This is a genomic window from Wujia sp., assembly GCF_056872695.1.
Genome location: NZ_DBMFCD010000002.1, coordinates 278807 through 291696, shown reverse-complemented (window position 1 = coordinate 291696; position 12890 = coordinate 278807). Strand labels below are relative to the sequence as shown.

Genomic DNA, 12890 nt, shown 5'->3' with positions numbered 1-12890 from the left:
GATGGATATATATACCTATACAAAAGCCGCGTAGAACTGGGAATGCATGATCACTTGGATGATTTAGAAAAGTGCGGAAATAACGTGATTTATCGTTTATCTCCGGATGGAACGTATGAGGAGTTCTATACATTTGATTACGGCGATGCGATTTATTATGCGGTCAATTCGAAATTATATTATTATGCCGGGTATTTTTATATCCAGATAGAAAATCGGATATATCGTATAAACAAGGATGGAACGGATGCACAGGTCATATATGAAGATGATAATGGATATGACTGTTATCGGACGTTTGGAATCCGGGATCATTATCTGTTGATAGCAAGTCTCAGAGAAATCTATTATGTGGATCTGGATACATGGGACTGGAGTAAACCGATGCAATTCGGAAATATGCGACGGTTGATTGGTGTACATTATGATTTTGATGTAGAGAGTAACATTGGGTATTTTTATGAAGATATCATTTATGGAACGGGAACGGAAGAACCTGCGCATGTTTCAATAGATGGGTATGGTAAACAAGGAGTTCATAATGTGTCTGTATATGATGAAAATGGAGAAAAACAACGTATAGCAGATCACGTGTATTGTATAAACACCTATAAAGGAAACATATTCTATGCGCAGAGAGTGGATGATTCTGTCAGTATAAAGTATAAATCGTTAGAGAGTGATGATGAGGGTGAGGTATTCACAGTTCCGCTGAAAAAATCGTGTGGAGTGGTATCTTTGGCCATTAATGATAATTATATTATCTATGATATAGGTGCATATAGTAACTATGGATACCAACATGAAGTTTTAACGCGGGTGATCAGGAACCGGAATACTGGGGAGACACAGGAGATTCGTTACAAATAAGAGAATGTGTTTATGTACGGAGGATAGAATACAAAATGAAACGATGGAGAGTAAAAATTATATCGTTATGTTTGCTTTGTCTTATTTCCCTTGTGGGATGTTCCTTTGTGGAAGACAAGGGGGACTATATGCCATGTTTAAAGTTAAAAAGAGGAAAGACGGTCAATATAGAAATGGCTCCAGGCTGGCATGTATCATGTTCTGCTGATGAACAAGCGCAGAAAATGAAAGATGAAAAACGTTGTGTAGATGCGTGGGTAAATGAGGATGGACATTGTGTAGTGAAACTTAACAGGAAGCAATTAAAAGCAGAATATGATAATGTGGTCGATATTATGCAGGAGACAATAAAGTCTTCAAATGAACCTGTTGAAGTGAATTATGCCTGCAATGAAATCATTTATTATGCAAATGATACATCAAGGCTTTCGGATTTTACATACACTTTTATAGTATTGCCAGAATGCTGTACAGCAGTTCAGGCATATTCCGGGATTCCATTTGATGAACTCGGGGTGACACTAAAATTTATCTATCAGCCAACCGGGGAAGTTATGTTTGATCTGCATATAACTAAGGATAATCCCAAAGCATCGGTTGAGGAAGAAGAATTCGAGGAAAAGCTGAGAGAAATGAAACAAGGAGAACACAAATGACACATGATATGGCAGTTGGATTTAAAGTTGGATTTTTCTGGTATCAAATAGGTAGTGGCGATTTTTTACACTGTTTTTTTTCAACAGTTGCTGTAAATTTAGAGAATGGTAGTTGGGGAAGTAGATTTCCACTGATAATGAACAAATTGTATCAAGGAAGTCTTGATAGTGAAAATGTGGGTAAAGCGTTAATAGAGCTGAACACAATTGAAGAAGAGTTAGGAAAAATATCGCCAGATAAGGTAGTTTGGGACATAGATGATATTAAGAAGCAGCCGCCATGGGGTAATAATATTAGTAAGGATATAACCGACTTGTCAAATTATTTTGTGACAAGTGATGGCGAAGATTTTTTAACAGTGTTTAAACATGCTTTAGAGGATAGTCAAGAGTCAGGATTACCAATAGAGATAGAGGCATTATGAAAATAAATTATGTTTAGGAGAAGACGCATATTATAAAATCCTATATGGAAGTACGATTGCATCAGATTTAGTATGTTTAGCTGGGCTTGTTTCTGAACTTAATGCGGTTCCCGGTTCATTGGATGATTTACCTTCAGGGAGACCGGGTACAGCACCGGAAATAGGCGGGGAGAGTGGTAGTAAGACTAATTTTGATAATGAATGGTATGAGTTTGAAATTAATAAGAAAATTAGGTGATTTGTGAATCTTTTGTGAATTGACATCGTGCAAACCCTCATTCTTGCGTGCTTTTTCCAAATGTTCCAAACTTACGCTTTACAATCGCTGCAGGCACGTGGTATGGTTTTGTTGTCGACAAAATCAGATGGACAAACCATCACCCCGGGGCGATGCAGGAGGAGTGTATGGCAAAGATGGAGATGCAAAAGAAACATGCGTGGCAGGAACAACGGGACGCACATTTAAAGAGAATCGAGAAGCTGCGGTTAATGGACGATGATTTTTTCTCGGAAGCGTTGGATGGAAAGTGTGAAGCGGTACAGTATATTCTGCGAGTGGTCTTAAACCGTGATGATCTGGATGTTGTCGAGACGAAAGCGCAGGTAGAGTACAGGAGTGCAACGAAGCGGTCAATCCGAATTGATATCAAGGCAGTTGATCAGACAGGACAGCATTTTGATATAGAGATTCAGTGTGAGGATAAGGGAAGTGGGGCGAAGCGGGCACGCTACCACGGAAGCATGATTGACCGGGAATTGCTAGAGAAGAATCGGGATTTCGAGGAACTGCCGGAGTCGTTTGTGATATTTATAACGGAGAACGATAAGTATGACTGCGGTGTGCCGGTCTATCACATCGAGCGGCGAATCGAAGAGGATGATTATTCGTTATTTGAGGATGGCTTGCATATTGTATATGTAAATGGAGAATATCGGGATACGGATACGCCAGTTGGACGGCTGATGCATGATTTTCATTGTACGAAATCGGAAGATATGTATAGCAGAGAATTGGCGGAAGAGGTACGGTATTTGAAGGAAACGGAAGGAGGTCGGGAGCATATGTGTAAAATATTAGAGGAAATGTGTGACGAGGTTGCGGAGCGCGTGGAGAAAGAGACAGCGGAACGTGTGGAGAAAGAGACAGCAGAGCGCGTGGAGAAAGAAAATAAGATTAACACGGCGAAGAGTCTGTTGAAGCTGAAGAAGCTGTCTTACGAGGAGATTTCTGAGAGCACGGGGCTTCTGCTGGATGAAGTAAAGGAACTGGCAGCGCAGAAAACGGCATAGCGAAGTATGTTGGATACAGTAAGGAGAGATAATCAAGGAGATTATGTTTCGGGCAGGGAAACATAATCTCTTTTTTATGAAATATTTGTGAAAGTCGTTGACGAGGCAATTCCACGTGTTAAAATACTTGACAATTCAAAATGTGAAAGAAAATATCACATTTTAGAGACAAAATCATTATGGAGGAAACCGATGAGACAGAAATTGATGGATTTTATGCGCGGTAGAAATGGAACGGATCAGCTTTCCATGTGTATGATGTGGGCGGCGTGTATCCTGGTTTTAATAGATGTGTTTGTAAGAAGCAATATACTCAGCACGATTGCATTTGTGACCTTTGCATTTGCATATTTCCGTGTGTTTTCCAGAAATATTGGCAAGCGTCGGGATGAGAATACATGGTTTTTAAATAAGACGTATAAACTACGCATGTGGGGACGGAAAGAGAAAAGCCATATGACGATGCGCAAGACGCATCACATCTACCGTTGCCCGGAATGTAAGCAGAAAATTCGTATCCCAAAGGGAAAAGGAAAGATCGAGATACGGTGTCCGAAGTGCAGCGCACGGTTTATAAAGAACAGCTAATGTGTAAAACAGAAACAAGAAAGCCGTTTAACTCGGAGGTAGGACGATGTTTGGATATGTGACGGTGAACAAGCCGGAAATGAAAGTCAAAGATTATGAGCGGTATCGCATGTATTATTGTGGTGTCTGTCAGGCACTCCGGAATACGGACGGTGCGATGGGACAGATGTCACTTACGTATGATTCGACGTTTGCTGCGGTTCTTCTGACTGCATTATATGAGCCGGATACGCAGATGAAAGAAGCAACGTGCATGGTGCATCCGGTTGGAAAGAAAAAATATCTGGAGAATGAGGTCATACAGTACATCGCGGATATGAACCTCATTCTGACTTATTACAAATGTCTCGATGACTGGGAGGATGACCGGAAGTTTACCAGACTTTGTTACAGCAGCTTTATACGGAAGCGTGTGCGCAAGATCGGTCAGGTCTATCCGGAGAAGCTGGCGAAGATCCGGGAGTCTCTGCGGACATTATCTGCCTGTGAGCGAAAGAATGTGACGAATCTGGATTTGCTTGCCGGAACCTTTGGTGATATCATGGCAGAGATTCTTTCATATAAGTCGACACGCGGGATTGACTGGTCAGAGGAGCTGCGGAGACTCGGATATCAGCTCGGCAAATTCATATATATTCTCGACGCATACGATGATGTGCAGGAGGATATCGAGAAGAACCGGTTCAATCCATTGAAGGAGTTATACCATGAGTTGTCGAAAGAGCAGTTCGACAGTTACGTGAAGGAAATCCTTATGATGATCGCCACCGATATGGCGAAAATCTATGAGTGTCTGCCAATTGTCGAAGAGACAGCCATCCTCCGCAATATTATTTATTCCGGAATCTGGGTAAGGTTTATGACGAAACAAAATGACGCAGAAAATAAGTAATTTGTGAAACATTTCATAGAAGTGGATAGAGTTTGCACATGAAACATAATTCTTAAGCAGACCGTTGAAGCACGCTGGTACTTAATGAATGGCAAACTTGTTTGTCATGAATTTAGCACCATTGCGTGATGAACCGAGCGCGGAGGGCGCATCCTAATTATGAATCGAAGATTCATAATTAGGATGCGCCCGACAACTTACCACAGAGCGAAGCGATGTGGTGATACCAGAGAGCGTGTCTGCGTAGAATATGTTTCATGTGTAAACTGTACCACAGATGTATATATGTTTCACAATTACTGATTGAGAAAGGAATTAGCATGAAAGATCCTTATGAAGTTCTGGGGCTTCCGCATGGCGCCTCGGAAGAAGAAGTGAAAAAGGCATATCGAAATCTAAGCCGGAAATACCACCCGGATGCAAATATCAACAACCCAAACGCAGCGCAGGCAGAAGAGAAGTTCAAAGAAGTGCAGGCGGCATATAAGAGCATCATGGACGGAAATACAGGCTCCTCATATGGTGGCAGCAGTTATGGCGGGTTCGATGGATTTGGCGGATTCGGAGGATTCGGTTCGGATGCATTCCGCCGTGCCAGAAATGAAGGTGGCGGTATGAGTCAGGATGATTCTCATCTTGCCGCGGCACAGAATTTCATCATGAACCGGATGTTTACAGAGGCACTACGCACGCTGGAGGATATAGACGACCGGACGGGCAGGTGGTATTATCTAAGTGCGGTTGCAAACTTGGGTGCCGGGAATCAGGCAACGGCGACGGAGCATATCGACCGTGCCATCGCGATGGAACCGAACAACATGGAATATAAGCAGATGAAACAGCGGATGCAGGGTGGCAGCAACTGGTATGTACAGCGTGGCATGGGATATGGAATGCCGGATGTGCGTTCCGATAACTGGTGTATGGATATGTGCCTGTTAAATTTGCTCTGTAATTGCTGTACGCCATGCTAGAGGAGGGTGCATATGTGCGACGCACATATTTAGGATGCACCCGACGACCTGCCGCCGAGCGAAGCGAGGGGGCACTACCCGTTTATTATAAATATACTCAAAGGGGAGAAACGATGGAGAAAATCATTTTAGCGTCGAAATCGCCACGCAGACAGGAAATCCTGTCGCTGGGCGGATATGAATATGAGGTGTGCGTATCTTCGGCGGAGGAGCAGATCCCACCGGAAGAATTGGAGAATCTGACACCACAGGAGCTGGTCGAACGACTGGCGCGTGTGAAGGCAGAAGATGTGTACCGCAGAAACTGTAATAAGAACACGGAAGAATCAACAACGAATGATCAGGCAGCGGATTCTGTGAAATTACCGGGGGAGAATACCGGACAGGTATCGGGAGACATGGAGGAAGAAATCACAGTGATCGGTGCAGATACCGTGGTTGCTGTGGACGGCCGCGTGCTTGGAAAGCCAAGGACAGAGGAAGAGGCATATGTGATGCTTTCCATGCTTGAAGGTCGTACGCATGATGTATTTACCGGGGTATGTATCCTGTGGGCAAGTTCGGATACACCTGCGGAGATACAGGGAAATATCTTTCACTGTCATACGAAGGTTACATTTTATCCAATGACAGAGGAAGAAATCGCTAACTATGTCGCTACGGGTGATTGCATGGATAAGGCAGGTGCCTATGGAATCCAGAGTGGTGCTGCAAAGTATATTCAGGGCATCGAAGGGGATTATCTGAACGTGGTTGGACTGCCTTTGTCAAAAATTTATCACGTTTTAAGTGAAAAAATAACAAATCTTACAATAAAAAGATGATTGGAATTGAAAGAAAATGAAGAAAAATAAAGAAAATTGACGAATTTATGGTAATTATGACTAAAAACAGAAATAAAATTTGTCTATTATGCCATTAAAAAAATATTAAAAAGTGCTACACTAATACATGTAGCAACAAGTTGGGTTGTTGCTTGATTTTCGCAAAACAGCGTCACAGCTTCGTACAGGGGGAAGGGATACGGAGTGTGATGTTGCAATATACACGTGAGCATCAGAGCTCGAAGTTATGTGAAGGTCTTGTTACGTGTAGCAGAGGTATTTCCTTATGTGACAAAAGAGAGGGTGTTACATAAGGGAATATCATCCATGGAGGTTACGAAAAGAGGTTGCTTGGCAGCCTCTTTTTTCTTGCAGAGAAATGTCCGGACAGGTATAATAAAACTATATATAGTGAAAATTAGAGGGAAAGCAGGATATAAATATGTTGGGATTTCATACCGTAAAAGTAAAAGAGAACAGTCGACGAATGTTTGATCTGTGTATGCGTCGTGCGCAGAGTATCGGTCGTGCGGATTATGTACGCACAGATGGACGTATGGATCTGGCACATACCTTTCGTACTGATATGTTGCATTTTCTGATTTATCTGGTGTACTCCGATGGAAAAGTGAACAAAGAAGAAATTAAATATATTAACCTGTTATTTGGAACTCAGTTTGATGAGAAAATGCTCCGGGATTATGCTGATCGATGGGGACTGCGTTCAGAGAGTATCCGGGATCATGCACCGCGGTCGTTAAATTCGTTTGTCCGCTCGAATATCGGCGGAGAAACAGGGGAGATATCTGATGACTACTACGATTTGGTGCAGTTATATGTCACAACCTTCAATTATATCGGAAATGATCTGATTGCATGTAATGAGGAGGTGACAAACTCTGAGATACAGGCGCTTTCTTCCTATATTGAGCTGATCACGCAGGAGATTGACCGGGTGCGCGGGGATATGGAGGAGTATAAACCGACGATCGAATTTAAATCTGGAAGTAAGGTCAAGCAGGAAGAAACACCAGATTACTCGTATTGGTCAGATACTTTGGAGACACGGCGGACGAAGATCACGACACCGGAGTATCTGGCGGAAGATACGCCGACCGTAAGTGAGAACAGAGAAAACCGCGTAGATACAGCCACGCCGGAGAACTTCCGGACAGCAGATATGGCAGCTTCCGGACAGTCATTTCGTATGCGGGAAGAACAACCGGCTGCACAGACGTTGCCAGACCAGAAAGAACGCAAAAAAGAGTTTAATACGGAGATGGATATACAGACATTGTTGCAACAGTTGAATGACCTGACCGGTATGCAGAGCGTGAAAACCGAGATTAATAATATGATTAATCTGTTGAAAATCTGTAAGATTCGTCAGGAAAATGGACTTCAGACACCACCGGTTACGAATCATATGGTGTTTCTTGGTAATCCCGGAACAGGTAAAACGACAGTGGCAAGAATTCTGGCGAAGATATACCATGGACTAGGTGTTCTCTCCAAGGGTCATCTCGTGGAGGTTGACCGTTCAGGACTTGTTGCAGGATATATGGGACAGACGAGTGAGAAGGTTACAGAAGTGATCGAGAAAGCCAAGGGCGGCATTTTATTTATTGATGAGGCGTATGCTCTTGCAAACGGACAGCAGGGCGATTTCGGACAGGAGGCAATTGACATCCTGAACAAAGCGATGGAAGATAACCGGGATGATCTGATCGTTATTGCAGCCGGATATCATGATGAGATGCAGGATTTCTTAGATGCAAATCCCGGACTTCGTTCCCGATTTAACCGGACGATTGAATTTCCGAATTACGATGCAGCAGAACTGTTAGAGATTATGACAAACCGGGCGAAATCACTGGATTATACATTGACAGGTGATGCGGTGCAGTATGTACTGGATACATTTACGAGAATACTCGCATGTCCGCCGGAGAATTTCGGCAATGCGCGTTCCGTGCGTAATTATCTGGATCGGGTAATTCACAATCAGGCAAACCGTCTGATTGCGGAGAATAATTTTAAAGAGGAAGATCTGACGAGGCTTACGCTTGCGGATGTACAGTCAGAGACATTAGAATAGTATGCATAAACAATGGATCAGGGATGGGTTAAGTGAATATCTAAGTGATCCGCATGCGGTATGGCATATGCCGGGGCACAAGCGGAAAGCCTGTTATGGAGATTTTCAGGATGCGTTTCTTGCATGGGATGTAACGGAGGTTCCGGGAACGGATGACCTGTATCTGCCGGAAGGCTTTATCGGAGATTCGCTTGCCATGCTGAAGGAAATCTATCGGACCTGTGGTACATATTATGTGGTAAATGGTGCAACAGGGGGCATCTTTACTGCCATCGCGGCATGCACGAAGCCGGGCGATGCAATATTGATCGCCAAAAACTGCCACAAATCGGTATATAATTCGGCAGCAATGCTGCAGCGCCAGGCAATCTATGTGGAGCCGATGTGGAAGAAAGAAGCAGTAGATACATATGGATTTACACAATTTATGGATGGGTATGTCGATGCAGATGATGTTGAAGCACTTTGTGTGGCTCATCCGGAAATCACGGCAGTTGTGGTCACTTCGCCGACGTATGAGGGCGTCATATCCGACATTGCACAGATTGTGCGAGTGGCACATACACATCATGTACGGGTAATCGTGGACGAAGCACATGGTGCACATCTTCCATTTTTAAAACCGGAATATTCCGCAATCTGTATGGGTGCGGATGTCGTTGTTCAGAGCCTGCATAAGACGCTTCCGGCGATGACGCAGACGGCAGTGATTCACGTCTGCACAGAGGAACTGGTAAAATCGGTGGAGCATGCGTTGGAGATATTCTTAAGCTCTTCGCCATCGTATATTTTCATGATGAATATGGAAGCGGCAATCTGCTATATGGCAGATCATGATTTTACGGAATACGAAGCCCATTTGCAGCAATTCCGGGAAAACTGCGCGAAGCTTCCGCAGATTTCAATGATAGATAAAGAAGCGGTATGTGCCGCGGGTGCATATGGATACGATGAGACGCGGCTTGTATATTCTGCTTCTGTGCCGGGACCGGAGCTGCTTGCGATGCTTGCAGACAAAGGCAGTGTCGTCTGTGAGATGGCTGGGAGAAAGCACGTGGTGCTGATCTCGACGGTGCGGGACAGTCAGGAAGATTTTGAACGGCTATACCGGGCGCTTTGGATGTGCGATGTCGCTCTGACAAAAGAAGGGGATCATGAGAAGGAGCGATGTGCCGGACAGGAGGTATTGAAAAAGCTGGTGGGAACGCGGGCAAAGGCACCCATCTATGTGTATCCACCTGGCAGTTATATCGTGAACACCGGCGAACTCATTACGCCAGAGATTGTGGAGATGCTTTGTACATATCAGGCAGCAGGGCTGCATATTCGGGGGATTTAAAAAGAGGGGAGAAACGTATGACAATTATTTTGTGTGACGACGATGTGAGGGATTTAAAGACACTAAAAAAATATATTGAACGGTTTGGCAGAGAACAGCATATAGAGATTTCAATTATAGAAATTCCGAATCCTAAAACGGTACGGCAAATTGAAACAATTACCGAAAAACAGGAAATCGATGCGATTTTTCTGGATATTGATATGCCGTATATTACAGGAAATAAAGTAGCCGAGGAATTATTAGAACGGAATCCGGATCAGTGCATTATCTTTTTTACGAACCGGGAAGAGATGGTTTACAATGTAATACAGTATAAACCATTTCGATTTATCAAAAAGCAACATGCAGACGAGATTAACGATGCGTTGCTTGCATTGGTTCAGCGTTCTATGCAGGAAGGGCAGGTTCTGATCGAAAAAGGAAAAACAGAAATTGTAAAAGTACCGGCAAAAGAGATAACCTATCTGGAAGCTTCAAATCATAAAATCATATATCATACAGTGGCAGAGGAACTTGAATTCAGAGGCAGTATGAGTATGTCAAAAATAGAAAAGGAGTTAGCGCAGTTTGGATTTATCCGGACGCATGTAGCTTTTGTGGTGAATATCCGATACATAAAAAGAATTGATAAAAAGAATGTATGGATGATGGATGGAACCTGTATTCCTATGGGCGGAAAGTACAAAGAAATGACGATGAAGAATTATAAGATTATGTTGGAGCGAATTCGTTATGGGCAATAATATGGTTGAATTAGGGGCAAATTTAACAGATGCAGTTTTTGAAATTGTATTTTTAACGATCATATTAGGAAAACGTAAAAAGATGCCGGCCTGGCTGTTCCTTATATTATCGGCTTTGTTAACGGTTCTGACCTGCTATTTACAATTACGGTTTCCACAAAGTGATGCAAATACAATCATATATCTGGTGTTTGGGCTTCTCTTCCTAGGTCTGTGTGTAGGGAAAAACTGGGGACAACGGTTGCTGTATTTTACAATATGGAATATTGTGCTTATGTTCTGTGGCTTGGTTTATACCGCTGCGTATAGTTTTGTAAAGCAGGAACAGAAATCAGATATATGGGATATGACGGTGGCAGAACGGATCCATTATCTGATGGGATCAAAGCTGTTATTATTACTGGTAACAGCAACTGTTGTTTTCTTCTTAAAGAAAATACATCTGAAGTCTGCGATGCCGGTTATGAATATGGTAGTGTTTGCGATTAGTATACTGATTGGCATTATTTTAGACATCATGCTGGATTACGAGTATCTGGACCGGCGTGGAAAAGTAGCGATAGAGATTGCGATGTTAGGCATTCTAATAATCAATATTTTTGTCTATATTGCGACGTATCAGCTCAATAAAAATCAGAAGCTGCGGATGGAAAATCAGCTTCTCCGGATGGCACAGGAGGGGCAGAAGGAAAGTATGGAGCGGATGATGCAGTTACAGGAGAGAAATCGTATTTTACGTCATGACCTCCGACATTACTTTACTGTTTTTCAGGAATTGCTTGCGGCTGGAAATATGGAAGAAGCGAAAAAATATGTGGCGGAGGTACTTGATACAAAACTTCAGCCGGAAGGAATCTATATGACAGGGGATGAGATTCTGGATGCAGTGCTGAATCATTGTGACAGTTGCTGTAAGAGCAAAGGGATTTGCTTTCGGGCAGAGGTCAGTGCACATTTGCCGGAAGGACAGATGGAGTTTGCCATAGCACTTTTGAATCTGTTAGAAAATGCGATAGAAGCAGAAGAACGGGAGAAAATAAAACGGATCGAAGTTGAAATCTATGAGAGTGCCGGTTTGCTGCTTGTGACAGTGAAGAACAGGATTAGTCATTCCGTGATGCAGGAAAATCCGGAAATGAAGACACAAAAATCCAATGCAGGACTGCATGGACTTGGAAGAAAGAGTGTCAAACAGCTTGTGCGGGATATGGATGGAGCTTTTTATGAGGAAGAAAAGAATGGATATTTCGTGTCCAATATAGTAGTGTAAACAGGTAAAAATTCTAAAATAACAGCTAAAAAAGAAAATGTACGTCGAAAATCGCGTCAAGTATGCCAAGGTACTTGTTTTTTATAAGAAATCAGTTATTGTTGTGTGTAAGAGATGAAGGCAGGGAGGAAATCCATGGAACGTCTTGCATATGCAATCACTGATTTTTTATTGCAGAGGAATGTAATAGAAAAGGAAGAATATGAGATCTATGTATATGGATATGCAATTCTTTTAGAACAGTTGCTGCAGGTTGCAGGGTTTATCGTGCTTGGAATTGCGACGGGGAACTTGCTTTATACAGTGGAATTTTTGATCGTGTTTCATTTGTTTCGAAGTTCCTTTGGCGGATACCATGCGGATACGGCTCTGCGCTGTATGTTGCTCAGTTATGGCGGATGGGGTGCTGTGATGTTATGTGCACATTACTTTGGTACATATGCAGTGCTTCCGATGTGGTTCTGGGTGCCTTTGGTTTTTGATATGGGGATATTTATGATATTGGGACCGGTAGCACATGCAAACAAACCACTGACACAGAAACAGAGACGCAGGAACAAACGCATAGGGATGGCGTTGTTTGGAATTGGCGCATTGCTGACATTTCTTGGGAGAACTTGTGTTGTTGTTGACATTGTTTATATAGGAACAGTTACCTTTGTAGCAGTGTTGGCAATGGTAGGAAAAAGAAAGGTAGGAACAAAGTATGAAGAAGATTGAGAAACTGATTGCGAAGCTTGGTTACAACACTGCAAAGAAGACGGTGAACAGCGCATCTGCATGGCATTGCCATCAGGTAAAAGAGCCTGCGTCAGCACGTGAACGTCTGATGAAGGAAGCTGTAAAGTAATAGCGCGTAAAAAAAGTGGGCGGATGTCTGTTGGCATCTGCCCTTTCTTTACGTTTGCATTTTAAAAA

General features: G+C 42.9%; 14 protein-coding genes. All 14 read left to right on the top strand.

The annotated features are described in order from the left end of the window. Positions 1–54: 54 nt before the first annotated feature. Positions 55–870 (top strand): hypothetical protein, encoded by an 816-nt coding sequence (locus ACZQK9_RS03890; protein ID WP_483269681.1) that lies wholly within the window; start codon positions 55–57, stop codon positions 868–870. 128 nt (positions 871–998) lie between these two features. Further along, positions 999–1526 (top strand): hypothetical protein, encoded by a 528-nt coding sequence (locus ACZQK9_RS03885; RefSeq protein WP_483269680.1) that lies wholly within the window; start codon positions 999–1001, stop codon positions 1524–1526. After that, positions 1523–1951, top strand: coding sequence for an immunity 70 family protein (locus ACZQK9_RS03880; protein ID WP_483269679.1), 429 nt, complete (start codon positions 1523–1525; stop codon positions 1949–1951). The genes ACZQK9_RS03885 and ACZQK9_RS03880 overlap by 4 nt, the downstream gene beginning before the upstream one ends. 405 nt (positions 1952–2356) lie before the next feature. After that, complete coding sequence (locus ACZQK9_RS03875) at positions 2357–3241, top strand: PD-(D/E)XK nuclease family transposase (protein WP_253292314.1); 885 nt, start codon at positions 2357–2359, stop codon at positions 3239–3241. A 192-nt stretch (positions 3242–3433) separates the two neighbouring features. Further along, a complete protein-coding gene (locus ACZQK9_RS03870; RefSeq protein WP_216507697.1) occupies positions 3434–3829 on the top strand; it encodes a hypothetical protein in 396 nt (131 codons plus the stop codon). A 46-nt stretch (positions 3830–3875) separates the two neighbouring features. After that, positions 3876–4721, top strand: a complete 846-nt coding sequence (locus tag ACZQK9_RS03865; RefSeq protein ID WP_483269678.1) for a DUF5685 family protein — start codon at positions 3876–3878, stop codon at positions 4719–4721. A 320-nt stretch (positions 4722–5041) separates the two neighbouring features. Further along, positions 5042–5695 carry a DnaJ domain-containing protein gene (locus tag ACZQK9_RS03860; RefSeq protein ID WP_216507699.1) on the top strand — a complete coding sequence of 218 codons (654 nt, stop codon included), beginning with the start codon at positions 5042–5044 and terminating at the stop codon, positions 5693–5695. 113 nt (positions 5696–5808) lie between these two features. Next, complete coding sequence (locus ACZQK9_RS03855) at positions 5809–6519, top strand: Maf family protein (protein WP_483269677.1); 711 nt, start codon at positions 5809–5811, stop codon at positions 6517–6519. A gap of 442 nt (positions 6520–6961) precedes the next feature. Further along, a complete protein-coding gene (locus tag ACZQK9_RS03850) occupies positions 6962–8617 on the top strand; it encodes an AAA family ATPase (RefSeq protein ID WP_216507701.1) in 1656 nt (551 codons plus the stop codon). Between the two features lies 1 nt (position 8618). Then, complete coding sequence (locus ACZQK9_RS03845) at positions 8619–9956, top strand: aminotransferase class I/II-fold pyridoxal phosphate-dependent enzyme (protein WP_483269676.1); 1338 nt, start codon at positions 8619–8621, stop codon at positions 9954–9956. A gap of 17 nt (positions 9957–9973) precedes the next feature. Then, positions 9974–10702 carry a LytR/AlgR family response regulator transcription factor gene (locus tag ACZQK9_RS03840; RefSeq protein ID WP_483269675.1) on the top strand — a complete coding sequence of 243 codons (729 nt, stop codon included), beginning with the start codon at positions 9974–9976 and terminating at the stop codon, positions 10700–10702. Continuing rightward, positions 10692–11972 carry a sensor histidine kinase gene (locus ACZQK9_RS03835; RefSeq protein WP_483269674.1) on the top strand — a complete coding sequence of 427 codons (1281 nt, stop codon included), beginning with the start codon at positions 10692–10694 and terminating at the stop codon, positions 11970–11972. The genes ACZQK9_RS03840 and ACZQK9_RS03835 overlap by 11 nt, the downstream gene beginning before the upstream one ends. Before the next feature lie 135 nt (positions 11973–12107). Further along, complete coding sequence (locus ACZQK9_RS03830) at positions 12108–12692, top strand: accessory gene regulator B family protein (RefSeq protein WP_483269673.1); 585 nt, start codon at positions 12108–12110, stop codon at positions 12690–12692. Continuing rightward, positions 12679–12822 carry a cyclic lactone autoinducer peptide gene (locus ACZQK9_RS03825; protein WP_483269672.1) on the top strand — a complete coding sequence of 48 codons (144 nt, stop codon included), beginning with the start codon at positions 12679–12681 and terminating at the stop codon, positions 12820–12822. Before ACZQK9_RS03830 ends, ACZQK9_RS03825 begins: the two co-directional genes overlap by 14 nt. Positions 12823–12890 lie beyond the last annotated feature (68 nt).